Origin of the sequence: Streptococcus oralis subsp. oralis, assembly GCF_000960035.1 — a bacterium.
Lineage (GTDB): Bacteria > Bacillota > Bacilli > Lactobacillales > Streptococcaceae > Streptococcus > Streptococcus oralis_G.
In genome coordinates this window covers 610,495-626,283 of sequence record NZ_JYGR01000005.1, presented here as the reverse complement: position 1 = coordinate 626,283, position 15,789 = coordinate 610,495, and the positions used below count along the sequence as shown (strand labels likewise).

Genomic DNA, 15,789 nt, shown 5'->3' with positions numbered 1-15,789 from the left:
GTACATCCGTTTTTAAAATCTAAAAAATTATAATCAACAGCTCATTATTCTTTTTTCTTAGCTGGTTTCAAACGACGTTTAATCTTCCAGATACTTGCTCCCATGGCAGGCAAGGTAAAGGTCAAAGTCTGCTCATAATCCTTCCATAAACCTTCTTGAGTCTGAACTGTTTGATTGTGCTCTTTCCACACACCTCCCCATTCTTCCAGCTCTGTATTCCAAACTTCTTCGTAAATACCCGCAACAGGTAAACCAATCGTAAAGTCCTTACGTTCAACTGGTGCCATGTTAAAGACACAGACTAACATTTCGTCCTTCTTGCCCTTACGAATAAAGGAAAGGACACTCTGATCTCTATTATCAGCATCGATAATCTCGATACCATCATAACTAGTATCAATTTCCCAAAGACAACGATGCTCTTTATAGAATTGATTTAGTTGTGAAGTGAAATGCTTCATCTTGGCATTCATCGGATCTTCTAGATTAGACCACTCCAACTGCTCCTCAGACTTCCATTCTAGGAATTGCCCGTATTCACTACCCATGAACAAGAGTTTCTTACCTGGATGACAAATTTGATAGGTGTAGAGATTACGTAGACCAGCGAACTGATTGTAGCGATCTCCCCACATCTTATGCATCATACTCTTTTTGCCATGAACCACTTCATCGTGTGAGAAAGGTAGGAGATAGTTTTCATTGAAAACATACATAAAGCTGAAAGTCACAAGATTAAAGTCATACTTACGATAAATCGGATCTTCCTCGTAGAAACGGAGAATGTCGTTCATCCAGCCCATATTCCATTTATAGTCAAAGCCAAGGCCGCCCATTTCTTTCATACCAGTAATCTTTGTCGCTGATGAACTTTCTTCTGCAATCATCATGATATCTGGATGAGCTAACTTAATCACTGTGTTCAAACGTTGAAGGAAATAATAACCTTCATAGTTAAGGTTTCCGCCGTCCTTATTTGGAGTCCAAGGAGCATTATCATAATCTAGATACAGCATATTGCTCACTGCATCGACCCGAATACCATCTAAGTGGTAAAAATCAATCCAAAATTTAATACTTGAAATCAGGAAAGACTGGACCTCATTTTTCCCGAGGTCAAAATTCAGAGCACCCCAACCGTAGTTATGAGCCTTGTTGTGGTCTTGGTATTCAAAAGTTGGTGTACCGTCATAATATGCCAATGCATCATCATTAATAGTGAAATGACCTGGAACCCAGTCGACGATAACACCGATATTATTTATATGACACTCTTCAACGAAATCTTGGAATTCCTCAGGTGTACCATAGGAATGTTCAAAAGCAAAGTAACCCATAAGTTGATAGCCCCAGCTCAATCCAAGCGGGTGAGCCATTAAAGGCATGAACTCAATATGTGTATAGTTCATCTCAACTAAGTATGGAATCAACTCGTCTTTCAGTTGCGAAAAAGTATAGGGACTTCCATCTGGATTTCTCTTCCAAGATCCTGCATGGGCTTCATATATATTAACTGGTCTCTCGAAAAATCCCAGACGTTTGCGACGTGCTAGCCAAAGGCCATCTTTCCATTTCTTTTCACGGATATTGGTCAAAACAGCTCCTGTACCCGGTCTAGCTTCAAAATAAACTGCCAACGGATCGATCTTCATAATCTGGTGACCATTTGCACGCGTGATATGATATTTATAAATCTGACCTTCCTGAGCTTGACTCGTAAAGACTTCCCAAACACCTGCTTCATTACGAACCATGGGAATCTGATTCTCAACCCAATCGGTAAAATCACCAACTAGATGAACTGCTTGTGCATTTGGGGCCCAAACCCTAAAGGTATAGCCTATTTCTCCGTTTTTCTCCTCTCTATGCGCTCCTAAATAATGCTGGAGGTGAAAGTTCTCACCTGTAGTAAAGGTTCTTAATGCTTCTTGATTATTCATTCAATCCCCTTTCTTTTGTAAGCGTTTTCTATAATTATATTATACACTCTTTTAAGATAACTTTCAAGTAATTTACGAAGGAAATCATATTTTTTTATGAAAGTCTTCAAAAAATTACCTAGCATTTTAAAAAAGATATCCAGAAAATAGAACACGAAACAATTTCCATATATTTTTTTATTATAATACCAGAATATTCGTTTTTTATCAATTTTCTACTGTATTTTTTTAAAAAAATAAAACCAGGAAGTTATTTTCCTGATTTTATAAATTATCTCACATCAAAAACAATGGATTTAACATTTGTCATCGCTTCGATACTATATTTAATTCCTTGCACTCCTGCACCAGAACCTTTTACACCAAGGAATGGGAAATTATCTGGTCCACGTTGTGTTTTATTATTAATATGAACGGTACCAACTTCAAGTTTCTCAGCAATTTCAAATGCCTTCTTAAAGTCATTTGTAAAGACTGAAGATTGAAGACCGAATTCTGATTCATTAGCAATTTCAAGTGCTTCATTGGCATCTGCAACTCGAATAATTGGGAGAACAGGTCCAAATGGTTCTTCCCAGGCTAATTTCATGTCTCTTGTGACATAATCAAAAAGTCCTGGCCAAATGAGATTATTCTCACGTTTGATTGGGCTGAGCGCTTTAGCACCCTTTTCTTGAGCGTCTTCAATCAATCCCCAGATGAAATCAGCTGAAGCATTATCAATAACAGGTGTGATATCTGCATTGTCAAATGGATCACCGACCGTTAGCTTAGCAACTTCGGCTTGGAGCAATTCAGCCAATCTGTCTGCTACGCTTTCCACAACCAAAACACGTTTGATAGCAGTACAACGCTGACCAGAGTAGCTAAAAGCACCACCTACGATTTGCTTAGCTGCATTTTCTAAATCTGCATCTTCTAAAACAATTGCTGCATCTTTTCCACCAAGCTCCAGCATAATCGGGCGCATACCAGCTAAACGACCAATACGCTCCCCAATCGGTGTTGAACCTGTAAAGTTAATGAAGTTCACTTCCTTGTGTTCGATGATGTAGTCTCCGATCTCAGAACCACGTCCAGTGATGGTGTTAAAGACACCTGCTGGGATTCCTGCTTCGTCAAATGCTTTAGCCAGCAAGAGACCAGAAATAGATCCTTGTGTTGGTGGTTTGAACATAACGACATTTCCTGCAATCAAAGCCGGAGCAATCTTAGATCCAGAAAGGTTGACTGGATAGTTAAATGGTGCAATAGCTAGGACGACTCCAACTGGCTCACGACGGACAACGGCTAGTTTATTTTTACTTGCAGCTTCAAAACCCCCACCTTCCATAGCTTGTCCAGTGATACGGAGGCCTTCCTCAGCAGCAAAACGAATCAATTCTGCTGTACGTACTACTTCTCCAATGGCTGCTTTAATCCCTTTTGCAACCTCTTTGGCAAGAATGGTACCAATTTTTTCTTTATCACGTTCCAAAATGTCTGCTGTCTTATGCAAATAGGCTGCACGCTCAACGGGTGCTAAATCACGCCATGCTGGGAGAGCTGCACGCGCAGCTTTCATAGCCTCATCTACTTCAGCCTGACTCATAGCAGGTACTGTACCCAGCTTTTCTTGATTGATGGGAGAATAGATGGCAATTTCATTCTCTGATGATTTCCATTTTCCATTCACTAAATTCTGATAATGTGTCAAATTCTCTTCCTCCTGAAAATGATTAAAACTTATTTTATCAAATTTTCAGAAAATTACAACCCCTTTTTGGAAAATATTGATATTTTTTTCACAAACTTGATTCTTCAAATTATTTGAAATTTATTCCTATTAGATATTGGTTTTTAAATAAAAATCAAAAAAGGTCTAGTTTTAACTAAACCTTTTTGCTGCATTTACTATGAAAGTACCTTCAAGAGTGCAACGCTGATATCATCAATCACATTAGACTCTTTAGAACGACTATTGGACACCAGCATTTCAAGATTTCCCGCATTTTCAAAGTAGAAGGAAGTTCCCTTAGCATTGAATACCACCAATAAGTGCTCTGCTCCACCGTGAATTTCGTAAACAATCCATCCACTATTTTCAGCAGCTGTATGGACGAAGACATGACGATAAACTTCTTCGTATGTAGGATAAGAGAAAGCACGTGTTTGTGTTTTTACGCGAATAATCTGGCGAATAAAGTCAATGCTTTCTTGTCTCTCATTGATTAAATCCCAGTTGACCTGGTTGACACTATCTGGAGCATTGTAGCTGTTCATGGCCCGTTCTCTATCTGCCGCAGTCAGCTCGCCATTTTCTCCAGTAGCAAAGAGTTTGGTACGACCAAATTCTTGCCCCAGCTCTATAAAGGACATCCCTTGCATGAGAATGCTCATCGCTGTTGCAGTCTCAACCTGACGCATAATCTTATCTGAACTGTGATCTGGATGAAGGGTTACTAACAAATCATGCAAATTGTAATTATCATGGGCCTCCACATAGTTAAGAACTTGGTTTGGACTAAGATATGAGCCCAACTCTCGGCTACCAAGAATAGCTTTGGCTACAATTGGTTCTGTAGCTGCACCGCTAACAAATCCTGCCTTGATTGAGCCATAAACTTCTCCTCCTTTGATGGCATCACGCTGATCATCGTTGAAGAATCCAATATTTGGCATCTGGTAGGCATTGTCCTTCTTGGCCTTGTCATAAGGTGCAAGACCAGTCCCCATATCCCAACCTTCTCCGTAAGTGATAATACGTGGATCAACTTCATCAAGCGCCCAACGAATTGCCTGCATGGTTTTGACATCGTGAATTCCCATCAAGTCGAAACGGAAACCGTCAATATTGTATTCTTTCACCCAATAAAGGAGTGAGTCAATCATATACTTGCGGTACATTTCGTGTTCGCTTGCGGTTTCATTTCCAACACCTGTGCCGTTTTGGAAGGTTCCATCACGGTTCATGCGGTAGTAATAATCTGGTACAGTTGTTTGGAAAGGTGCATCAACCGTTGAGAAGGTGTGATTATAAACCACGTCCATGATGACACCAATTCCTGCATCATGATAGGCCTGAACCATGGTTTTTAGATCACGAACGACTTGTCCTGGATCATCTGGATTGCTAGAGAAGGTTGGTTCTGGAGCATTGTAGTTTTGAGGATCATAGCCCCAGTTATAGGTTACATTTCCATCCTCGTCGTATTCCTTATGGCGATCAAAGATTGGTTGAAGTTGAACATAGTTGCAACCAAGTTCTTTGATATAGTCAAAGGAGGTTGCTTGTCCGAATTGGTTAGTCGTTCCTGTCTGCGCAGCCCCAAGGAAGGTTCCACGGAGATGCTCTGCCACTCCAGATGTTGGAGATTTGGTCAAATCTCGGATATGCATTTCACAGATAACGGCTTTACATGGATTTTCCAAACGCCAAGAAGCTTCTGTCCCATGTTTGACTTCAAATCCCTCTACTTGTCTCTCTTTGTGTGAGAGAATAACAGAACGTTTTCCGTCAGGACTGGTTGCAATTGTATAAGGATCTCTTGTCAAACTCTTGTGATGAGGGAATTCAATCTGATACTGATAAGCCTTACCAGCAAGATTCTCATCTAAATCTAGACTCCAAACACCAATGGTATTGTACTTATGACTATATGAATAGCTATTCCCACGCTCTAGATTATAGGTTTTCCAAATCGGAGCATCGTTGCTGGTATTTTCATAGACAACCACCTGTACAGCTGTAGCTGTAGGAGCCCAAAGTTTAAAGCTTGTCTGATAATCTGAAAGGCTGCAACCTAGTTCTCCTTGGTAGCCCCAGTGGTGATCGTAGCTAGCGCTATGGATTGCTTTATCAAAAGCAAATGGATTTTGATCTTTGTAGTAAGGACTAGCAATGGCTGGATTTTCAGAATAATAAACCGTCTCGTCACCCTCTAAAATCCAAACCTCAGTCAACAGCGGATAATAGTTAAACCGTAGGAGATAGTCTTTTGTCTTTCCATCTATTTCGACAGAAAAGGTTAAAGTATCGAGTCTTTCTTCACTTGTGACTGTAAAGGAGAATTTTGCTCCAAAATAATCATTTTCATAATACAAATTTTCTTTAACATCTGCTTGTTTTCTACTGAATGAACAAGCGGCATAATCCCCATTTTTTCGGTGAAAATGGATGACTACTGGGTATCTATACATTTCTTTTCCTAATTCCTAATTTCAATTTTAATTTTTAAAGTCATGCTGAAGAATTTAGCGGGAATTTCAGCACAATAGAGAATAGTTTTAATAGATATAAAAACACATCAGGAGAGATAGTTCCAGACTATCTGACATCTAGTTATCAACTATTCTTTACAAACTTTCTAGCCAGGCCTCATCTCGAACTTCGATACCAAGCTCCTGTGCTTTTTGGAGCTTGCTTCCTGCATCTGCTCCTGCTACGACAAGATTCGTTTTCTTAGATACACTGCCTGTGACTTTGGCACCCAGACTTTCGAGCTTACTTTTGGCTTCAGAGCGCGTGAGACGTTCCAATTTCCCCGTTAGCACAACGGTCAAACCTGACAAGGCCGCATCTGCCACTACTGTCTGTCCTTTGTAGTCCAGATTTACACCAGCTTCTTTCAACTCGTCTAAGATAATCTTCGATCCTTCTGTTGCAAAATAAGTCTGAAGGCTTTGTGCAATTACACTACCCAAGCTCTCGATACTTGCTACTTCCTCTGGACCAGCTTGGGCTAGATTTTCAATAGAGTGGAAATGTTGGAGCAAGAGTTGGCTAGCCTTGCTTCCGACATGGCGAATTCCCAGACCAAACAAGAGTTTTTCAGCTGAGTTTTCCTTAGATGCTTGAATAGCCTGATACAGTTTTGACGCAGACTTTTCCTTGACACCTTCTAAAAGGAGGAAATCGTCTTCTTTCAAACGGTAAATATCTGCTACATCCTTGACTAGATTAGCAGCGAAGAGTTTCTCAACTATGGAAGGACCAAGCCCTGTTATATTCATGGCATCTCGAGAGGCAAAGTGAATCAAACCTTCCATGATTTGAGCTGGACAGCGAGGATTGATACAACGAAGAGCCACTTCATCTTCAAAATGAAGCAACTGGCTATCACAACTGGGACAGTTAGTCGGAATATCTAGTTTTTCTTCAGAAACACGCTTGGACTCTACCACACGCAAAACAGCAGGGATGATATCTCCAGCCTTATAAACGATAACCGTATCGTCTTTGCGGATATCCTTTTCAGCAATATAATCTACGTTATGAAGGGTTGCACGGCTAACAGTTGTCCCAGCAAGCTGAACAGGTGTTAGATTAGCAGTCGGTGTCACAACACCCGTACGACCTACTGTCCAGTCAACTGAAAGGAGTTGAGCTTCTTTTTCCTCAGCAGGAAATTTATAAGCCACTGCCCACTTAGGCGCTTTAACTGTAAAACCGAGTTCTTCTTGACCTGCTAAGTCATTGACCTTGATGACCACCCCATCAATGTCATAAGGTAAATTATCCCGTTCTTGTCCTACTTCTTGGATGAAATCCCATATCTCATCTATACTTTTAGCCAATATTCGTTTAGGATTAACTACAAAACCAAGTTGTTCAAGATGCTTCAAGACTTTTTCTTGGCTATCACGAGTAGAAGGGCTTGCTTCTTGATAGAGGAAAGTTGCAAGATTACGCTTGGCCACTACTGCTGTATCCAACTGACGGAGGGTTCCTGCAGCTGCGTTACGAGGATTGGCAAATTCAGGCTCCCCATTTTCTTGGCGAGCTTGGTTTACTTGATCAAACGAAGCGCGTGGCATGTAACACTCTCCACGAACGGTGATATCTAGTTCTTCTGGCAAGGTCAAAGGAATGTCCTTGACACGCTTGAGGTTCTCTGTGATATTTTCACCAACAGACCCATCCCCACGTGTGGCACCAACAACCAAAATCCCTTTTTCATACGTAAGCGAGATAGACAAACCATCGATTTTCAGCTCACAAATATAGGTCGGTTGGGGTAATTCTTTTCGCACACGCGCATCAAAAGCTTCTAACTCTTCACGTGAAAAAGCATCCTGCAAACTATAAAGAGGATACTGATGACTGTATTTTTCAAAACCGTCTAAAACCTTACCACCAACACGATGGGTCGGACTGTCCGCTAAAACTTGATCCGGATAGGCGGCTTCCAATTCGACCAACTCTCGGTAGAGGCGATCATACTCACTATCTGAAACCGAGGGATTGTCACTCGTATAGTACTCGGTCGCATAGCGGTTAAGTAAGGCAACTAACTCATTCATTCTTTCATTCATAATCCCATTTTACCACAAAGCAAGCCCTCCTCACAATAGAGAAGGACTGAAAAATGGTTTGTAGTGTAATATTTTCTAAAAAAGAGAAATTATAACTCTTTTTCAAAATGACTTCGCACGTAAATGAGGGATAGACAAGACAGGATGATAACCCCGCTTCCAATTATCAGAAAAGAAGAGAGATGGACACTTGGTAGCACCGTCATAAAGCCTTTTGCAATCGGCATAAATAGGATAGCTAAGGTAAAAATGGTGCTTAGTACTCTTCCCAAGTATTCCCCCTCAACCTTGGTTTGCACCTGAGTAAAAAAGTGAATATTAAATATCGTCATAAACAGTTCACAAACTAAATTTCCAGAAAAGGAAAGAAAAGTTGGCAATGGTAACCCCATCATAAAAACTCCAACTCCAGTCAAGGCCAATAGAATCAAAAGATTATAAACACCTGCCTTTATTTTGCTAGCTAGAAGAGCTCCGATAATCGAACCAATAGCGCCCATAGTCAAAATAGTTGCATAAGCTCCTTCTACCCCGTATAGTCGATTTGAAAAAGGAAGGAGAAATTCAAAAGCTGCAAAAAAGAAATTAACACTGGAAGCGACTACCAAAAGGAAAAAGATTTCTTGCTGGCGCCAAATATATCGAATCCCTTCTTTCATATCAGCAAAAATATTTTTCCAGCTGAGAGTCCTTTTCACTTGTTCCTTAGCCTCTTTTTTGGGGAGGAAAGCTACTAAGATAAATGCGATGAAAAAACTAATGGCATCTAAAACAAGCGTCATATGGAGACTGGCAAATTGTAAAACGAGGAAAGAAAGTACAGGGGAGCTAACACCTACAACCTGCAAAACGAGCTCTAAGCGAGCATTATAGGTCACAATCTCGTCTTTCTCTACAACCTCAGTTATAATGGCTTTATTGGCTGTACGAGAAAATGCAAAGGCAACTGCCTGAACAATATTGGCAAAAATCAAGGCAGCAATCATCAAGCCATCATTTCTGATGAAAGAAATAGCTAAACAGAGAATACCACAAATCAGGTCTGTCGTCATCAAAATTTTGCGACGCGAAAAGCGGTCTGAAATCACTCCGCCAAAGGGATTGACCAGAATCGATGTAACCAACTCAGAAATCTGGTAAATCCCAAGAACAGTCTGCCCTATCGTTCCCATTGATGCTAACCAAACACTATTTCCATAGTCATAGAGCATATTCCCGATTTTATTAATAGCCCCACGACTAATCAACTGGATTGCATGTCGATTCATATAAAAAGCTCCTCTCAAATTTTGAAACTATTGTATCAAAACTGAAAGGAGTCTCTTTATTTTTCCCTTATTTGGGAAATTTAAGCATTTACAAATTTTTCATAATGTTCCTGATAGTAAGCCACTTGCTCTGGAAGTCCAAGCACATCAAAAATATGCATAGCCTCCTGCATCTGACTACAACCCTCTTCTTTCAAGTCTCTCTGGTAGAGGGCGAAACCTTTGAGATAATGGAAGATATTGCGCTCATAAAGCTTGATACCATTTGCAATCAACTTCTCCACATAGCCCTCAAAATAGTCCGCATCCGCAAAGGATCGATTTTCCAAACAATGCTGGTAACAGTTAAGAGCTAAGATCAAAACAAGTTTTCGATGACGACCAATTTCCTTGTAGTAGTCTTCCATCTCCATCACTTCTCTGCCAATCCGAGCTACATAGTCCACATTGTAGAAAGTATAGAGATTACCGAAAAGAATCAACTCATACATAGTCCATTCTTCTGTTTGAAAAAGATAATCTGCTACCTTTTCCAAATCACTCTGACTCATCGTGTAACGAGCATCTCTTTGACAAATCAGACCTTGTAGCAGAATCCAATTCAGCTCAAAATAGAGGGGATTGGTCGAACTCTTTGCTTTCTCAAGCTGTTCCTTTTGAAGCTTTTGAAAACCTGCAATATCATTTGAGTAGTAAAGCGGAATAATCTGTGCCATCAAGGCAACATGTTCATGATTTTGAAAATCTCTAGCCTTGTCCATGAAATTTTCAATAGTCACATGAATATTATCCAAAATCTCAAAGAAACGGGAAACTGCTAGATCAGACTCCCCAAGCTCGAAGCGAGATAATTGAGAGGTTGAACATGATTCACCTGCCGCCTCTTTCAAGGAGTACTTCCCACTTGTTCGAAATTCACGAAATACCTTTCCTAGATGTTTCATCCTTACACCTGCTCTGATAATTCTTCCCACTCAAGCATAGCTTCTTCCTGACGATGGCTGATTTTGTCCAGTTCAGTCTGCAATTCCATGAGTTTTTCAGCATCGTTGGTTTCCAGCATTTGTTCAGAAATGGCTTGGCTTTGACTTTCTAACTCTTCGATTTCAGCCTCTAGATTTTCGATTTGTCGCATGAGCTTACGGGCTTCTTTCTGACTTTCTTTCTGAGCTTGGTAGTCATTAACTGGACTTGTTTCTTTTGCTTGATTGCTAGTTGAAGCTTCTTCTGTCTGAGTCATTTCTACTTCTGCTTTCTTTTCAACATAGTAGTCATAATCTCCTAGATAGAGGATCGAACCATTCTCAGACAATTCCAAAACATGAGTGGCTACACGATTGATAAAGTAACGGTCGTGGCTGACAAAAAGAAGGGTTCCATCAAAATCAATCAGAGCATTTTCTAACACTTCCTTGCTATCAATATCCAAGTGGTTGGTCGGCTCGTCAAGGATCAGGAAGTTGTTGTTTTCCATAGACAATTTAGCCAAAAGTAAACGAGCTTTCTCGCCACCTGACAGCATGCCAACTGATTTTTTAACATCATTTCCTGAAAAAAGGAAGGCGCCAAGACGGTTGCGGATTTCAACTTCAGGTGTCAGTTTAAAATCATTCCAGAGTTCATCGAGTACAGTATTACTTGGTGTTAGCTTACTTTGAGTCTGATCATAGTAACCAACCTCAACATTGGCACCAAAACGCTTCTCTCCCTTGATAAAGGGGATCTGGTCCACAATAGACTTGATAAAGGTTGATTTCCCGATGCCGTTTGGTCCAACGATGGCAACAGCATTCATTTTACGAAGGTCCAGATTGATTGGCTCTGAGAGTATTTCCCCATCATAACCAATAGCCGCATTTTCAACTGTCAAAACGACATTTCCTGACGTTTTTTCAGACTGGAAGGTCATATTGGCTGATTTCTTGCCAGCTTCAGGCTTGTCCAAACGCTCCATTTTTTCTAGTTGCTTGCGTCGAGATTGGGCACGTTTAGTCGTTGAGGCTCGGACTAGATTTCGATTGACAAAGTCTTCTAGAGCCGCGATTTCCTTTTGTTGCTTTTCATAGTTTTTTGCCTCAGTAGCTAGCTTTTGCTCCTTTAACTCAACAAAGCGAGAGTAATTGCCTACATAACGATCCAAGGAATGCTTAGTCAAATCGAGTGTAACCGTCGCAACCTTGTCCAAAAAGTAACGGTCGTGACTGACAATAATGAGGGCGCCGCTATAGTTCACCAAGTAATTCTCTAGCCAAGCAATCGTTTCAATATCCAAGTGGTTGGTTGGCTCGTCTAAGACTAAGAGATTTGGCTTTTCAAGGAGCATTTTGGCCAGTGCCAGACGGGTATTTTGACCACCCGAAAGTTCGGCAATTTTCATCTGCCACATAGACTCGTCAAACTTGAAACCATTCAAGATAGCGCGGATATCAGCTTCGTAGGTAAAGCCACCAGCCTGACGGAAATTCTCTGATAAACGATCATAATCCGCCATCAGTTTATCTAGATCTTCACCAGACTTTTCACCCATCTCCAACTCCATCTGACGCAGTTGTTTCTCCGTACGGTGTAGATCATCAAAGACATGGAGCATTTCATCATAAATGGTATTTTCAGACTCAAAACGGCTATCTTGGGCTAGGTAAGACAGAGAAATATCTTTTTTCTTATTGATTTCTCCACTAGTTGGCTCCTCTTCCCCAACCAAAATCTTTAAAAGAGTAGACTTACCTGCACCATTTTTCCCAACAAGAGCAATTCGGTCTCGTTCATCCACTTGCAGATTGATATGTTCAAAGAGAACCTCACCAGCAAAAGATCGTTCAATTTTATTGGCTTGTAAAATAATCATACATCTATTTTACTATCTTTTTCTCTTTTGCACAATTGCAACGAAAAAAGTTCGAGTCATAAACCCGAACCTTTCATATTAGTATCCAATGCCTCCACGGAATGTGCGAGCCATATCTTTTAAGTCATAGTTTTTAGAAGAGGTATCAATGGTCCATTTACCATCTTTCTTGGTCATTTTAATTTCATAACCCTCTTTCTTCATGTTATCACTAGTGTCTAGTGGAGTTGAATCAAATTGACTCGGTGCATTTTCTAAAATGTACTTCTCACCAGCTTTCATAGCTTCTGAGTAGTTGCTATATTTGCCTTTGTTTTCTTCGTAGAATTTACGACTCAATTCATGAACATTCAAATTATCCAAGTCGATTGTTTCTGGTCTAACATAAACAACAGCATAATCTGGCAAATATGTCTTCACCTTGTAATCAACTTTTGCTCTCTTAGCATTTGCTTTGATGTAAGCATCTGCGAATGTTCTAAGTTCTGAATCAGAAGGTTTGTAATTATAGAAGCCTTTTCCGAACGACTCTGTAAATTTCTTGATAAACTCTTCTTTATCAGCTTTCGCATCGTTTGTGAATTCAGCACTGTCATCAGAAGATTTTTTATCATCAGCAAGCGCAACAACTTGCAACTTATTATCAGTAGCACTTAGGTTCGTTCCACCACCAGAACTTTCCCCATTAAGGTAAACCGCATCGACATATTTTTTCATAACATCTTTAGCTTCATCAATATGATCTTCGTACTGACTTGGATCCACCTTGATTGCTACATCGTTATTCTTTTTAGAATTTTCTTTGATATCATCGTAAAAGCTAGGCGCAAAGTGGAGTTCATACTTAGCGTTCTTGTCAACCTCATACACTACATAACCAGCAACGCTCTTTCCTTTAGAAAGACTGTCTCCATATGACATAAACTTAGTTTTACTGTCGCTTTCGTGGATTTGAATTGGTTGTAATTTTTCATCTTTTTCATTATAAAGCGTAATATCTTGGCTAGTAAAACTAAACTGTTTATCACGATTGTTCTTGATTTCGACTTGAAGTGCAAGGTAGCTTGAAGATGAATCTTCGTCTTTAGGCAATACAAACATACCGTCTTTTACAGAAACTTCAAAGTTTGAGTTTGAGGCAGTACCATTGTCGCTTGCTTTTTTTTGAGCTCCACAGGCAACAAGTGCTAAAGCTGATAAAAGCAAAGCAGAATGCTTAAGAATTTTTTTCATAATGGATTCTCCTTTAATGATTTACTATATTTTACCATACGCACTATAAAATTCAAAACAGAAACCAGATATTTTCAAAATATCTTAAATTTATAGAGTTTTACATTAAATTTTTCTATACCTTCATTTGATACATTAAAGAATTCTTTATAAAATAAATAGAATATAACAATATTTACGATTTATTTTATTTAAAATCCCACAAAAATACTATAACTTTTAGTATTTTTAAAAATTAGATAATTGATATTCATCCCTAACTTAGTATAAGTAAGCATGGTACCCACCATTTTCCCGCTAAAGTGCATAAGTAAATTTCCTACATTTTAAGTTATGCTAACGTTTTACTAAAATGTCAAATCGTGATATAATGAAAGCGATTAAAGCAAATAGACAAAGGAGATACTCTATGACTTACCAAGAAAATTATCAAAAATGGCTCGATTTTGCTGATCTTCCAGACTACCTTCGTCAAGATTTGGAAAATATGGACGAAAAAACAAAGGAAGATGCCTTTTATACCAATCTTGAATTTGGTACTGCTGGTATGCGTGGTTTGATCGGTGCTGGTACAAACCGCATCAATATCTATGTTGTTCGTCAAGCTACCGAAGGTTTGGCTCGTTTGATTGAGTCAAAAGGTGGAAACGAAAAAGAACGTGGTGTAGCAATTGCCTACGATAGCCGTCACTTCTCACCTGAGTTTGCCTTTGAATCTGCGGCAGTTCTTGCAAAACATGGTATCAAATCTTACGTATTTGAAAGCCTCCGTCCAACTCCAGAACTCTCATTTGCAGTTCGTCACCTCAACTGTTTCGCAGGTATCATGATTACTGCCAGTCACAACCCTGCTCCATTTAACGGTTACAAGGTTTACGGAGAAGACGGTGGACAAATGCCTCCACATGATGCAGATGCTTTGACAACTTACATTCGTGCTATCGAAAATCCATTCGCTGTGGAAGTTGCTGATGTCGAAGCTGAAAAAGCTTCTGGCTTGATTGAAGTAATTGGCGAAGCTGTCGATGTTGAATATCTTAAAGAAGTTAAGGACGTAAACATCAACCCAACATTGATTGAAGAATTCGGTAAAGACATGAAGATTGTCTACACACCACTTCATGGTACGGGTGAAATGTTGGCTCGTCGTGCTCTTGCTCAAGCAGGATTTGACTCTGTTCAGGTTGTTGAAGCACAAGCAACTGCAGACCCTGATTTCTCTACTGTAAAATCTCCAAACCCAGAAAGCCAAGCAGCCTTTGCCCTTGCTGAAGAACTTGGTCGTCAAGTTGGTGCAGATGTGCTTGTTGCAACTGACCCTGACGCTGACCGTGTTGGTGTTGAAGTTCTTCAAAAAGATGGTAGCTACCTCAACCTTTCAGGTAACCAAATCGGAGCTATCATGGCTAAATACATCTTGGAAGCCCACAAAAATGCTGGAACTCTTCCTGAAAATGCAGCCCTCTGCAAATCCATCGTATCAACTGACTTGGTAACGAAGATTGCTGAAAGCTACGGCGCAACCATGTTCAACGTTTTGACAGGTTTCAAATTTATCGCTGAAAAAATTCAAGAATTTGAAGAAAAACACAATCACACTTACATGATGGGATTTGAAGAAAGCTTCGGTTACTTGATTAAGCCATTCGTACGTGATAAAGATGCTATCCAAGCCGTTCTTGTCGTTGCTGAGCTTGCTGCCTACTACCGTTCACGTGGTTTGACACTTGCTGACGGTATCAAAGAAATCTATAAAGAATACGGCTACTACGCAGAAAAGACTATCTCTGTTACCCTTTCTGGTGTTGATGGTGCTGAACAAATCAAAGCGACTATGGCTAAATTTCGCAACAATGCTCCAAAAGAATGGAACGCAACAGCTATCACTGTCGTAGAAGACTTCAAGGCACAAACTGCTACTGCTGCTGACGGAACTGTTACAAACTTGACAACTCCTCCAAGTGATGTTTTGAAATATACACTTGCTGACGGTTCATGGATTGCAGTTCGCCCTTCAGGTACTGAACCAAAAATCAAGTTCTACATTGCCGTTGTAGGTGAAAGCAACGAAGAATCACAAGCTAAAATCGCTAACATCGAAGCGGAAATCAATGTGTTTGTAAAATAAGAAATTATAAAAGATGAGACCAACCAATCTCATCTTTTTTTCGTATCAAATCTAAGCATTTTTGGAAACTTTATGGCA

The 15,789-nt window shown here is 39.9% G+C and carries 9 protein-coding genes; 1 reads left to right on the top strand and 8 read right to left on the bottom strand.

The window, feature by feature from the left end; genetic code table 11:
• Positions 1 to 44: 44 nt before the first annotated feature.
• The 8 genes from glgB to TZ92_RS06240 all read right to left on the bottom strand — a co-directional run bounded on the left by glgB (position 45) and on the right by TZ92_RS06240 (position 13,583).
• Positions 45 to 1,940: a 1,4-alpha-glucan branching protein GlgB gene (gene glgB / locus TZ92_RS06275; protein ID WP_033629730.1), complete on the bottom strand. Its 1,896-nt coding sequence runs from the start codon at positions 1,938 to 1,940 to the stop codon at positions 45 to 47.
• Between the two features lie 271 nt (positions 1,941 to 2,211).
• Positions 2,212 to 3,636: an NADP-dependent glyceraldehyde-3-phosphate dehydrogenase gene (locus tag TZ92_RS06270; protein ID WP_033629729.1), complete on the bottom strand. Its 1,425-nt coding sequence runs from the start codon at positions 3,634 to 3,636 to the stop codon at positions 2,212 to 2,214.
• A 197-nt stretch (positions 3,637 to 3,833) separates the two neighbouring features.
• Complete coding sequence (pulA, locus tag TZ92_RS06265; RefSeq protein WP_033629728.1) at positions 3,834 to 6,119, bottom strand: type I pullulanase; 2,286 nt, start codon at positions 6,117 to 6,119, stop codon at positions 3,834 to 3,836.
• A gap of 156 nt (positions 6,120 to 6,275) precedes the next feature.
• Positions 6,276 to 8,234, bottom strand: coding sequence for an NAD-dependent DNA ligase LigA (gene ligA / locus TZ92_RS06260; protein WP_033629727.1), 1,959 nt, complete (start codon positions 8,232 to 8,234; stop codon positions 6,276 to 6,278).
• 89 nt (positions 8,235 to 8,323) lie between these two features.
• Positions 8,324 to 9,502 carry an MFS transporter gene (locus TZ92_RS06255; protein ID WP_033629726.1) on the bottom strand — a complete coding sequence of 393 codons (1,179 nt, stop codon included), beginning with the start codon at positions 9,500 to 9,502 and terminating at the stop codon, positions 8,324 to 8,326.
• Positions 9,503 to 9,582: 80 nt separating this feature from the next.
• Complete coding sequence (locus TZ92_RS06250) at positions 9,583 to 10,446, bottom strand: Rgg family transcriptional regulator (protein ID WP_033629724.1); 864 nt, start codon at positions 10,444 to 10,446, stop codon at positions 9,583 to 9,585.
• 2 nt (positions 10,447 to 10,448) lie between these two features.
• Positions 10,449 to 12,350: a ribosomal protection-like ABC-F family protein gene (abc-f, locus tag TZ92_RS06245; RefSeq protein ID WP_033629722.1), complete on the bottom strand. Its 1,902-nt coding sequence runs from the start codon at positions 12,348 to 12,350 to the stop codon at positions 10,449 to 10,451.
• Between the two features lie 78 nt (positions 12,351 to 12,428).
• Positions 12,429 to 13,583 (bottom strand): DUF5105 domain-containing protein, encoded by a 1,155-nt coding sequence (locus TZ92_RS06240; RefSeq protein ID WP_045594919.1) that lies wholly within the window; start codon positions 13,581 to 13,583, stop codon positions 12,429 to 12,431.
• Between the two features lie 409 nt (positions 13,584 to 13,992).
• Here TZ92_RS06240 and TZ92_RS06235 point away from each other — a divergent pair, with 409 nt between their 5' ends.
• Positions 13,993 to 15,711: a phospho-sugar mutase gene (locus TZ92_RS06235; protein ID WP_033629719.1), complete on the top strand. Its 1,719-nt coding sequence runs from the start codon at positions 13,993 to 13,995 to the stop codon at positions 15,709 to 15,711.
• The last annotated feature ends 78 nt before the right edge of the window (positions 15,712 to 15,789 follow it).

What these genes read in the sequence shown, in the direction of transcription:
- glgB (WP_033629730.1), bottom strand. Translation starts at nt 1,940, where the DNA reads ATGAATAATCAAGAAGCATTAAGAACCTTTACTACAGGTGAGAACTTT.
- pulA (WP_033629728.1), bottom strand. Translation starts at nt 6,119, where the DNA reads ATGTATAGATACCCAGTAGTCATCCATTTTCACCGAAAAAATGGGGAT.
- ligA (WP_033629727.1), bottom strand. Translation starts at nt 8,234, where the DNA reads ATGAATGAAAGAATGAATGAGTTAGTTGCCTTACTTAACCGCTATGCG.
- TZ92_RS06255 (WP_033629726.1), bottom strand. Translation starts at nt 9,502, where the DNA reads ATGAATCGACATGCAATCCAGTTGATTAGTCGTGGGGCTATTAATAAA.
- TZ92_RS06250 (WP_033629724.1), bottom strand. Translation starts at nt 10,446, where the DNA reads ATGAAACATCTAGGAAAGGTATTTCGTGAATTTCGAACAAGTGGGAAG.
- abc-f (WP_033629722.1), bottom strand. Translation starts at nt 12,350, where the DNA reads ATGATTATTTTACAAGCCAATAAAATTGAACGATCTTTTGCTGGTGAG.
- TZ92_RS06240 (WP_045594919.1), bottom strand. Translation starts at nt 13,583, where the DNA reads ATGAAAAAAATTCTTAAGCATTCTGCTTTGCTTTTATCAGCTTTAGCA.
- TZ92_RS06235 (WP_033629719.1), top strand. Translation starts at nt 13,993, where the DNA reads ATGACTTACCAAGAAAATTATCAAAAATGGCTCGATTTTGCTGATCTT.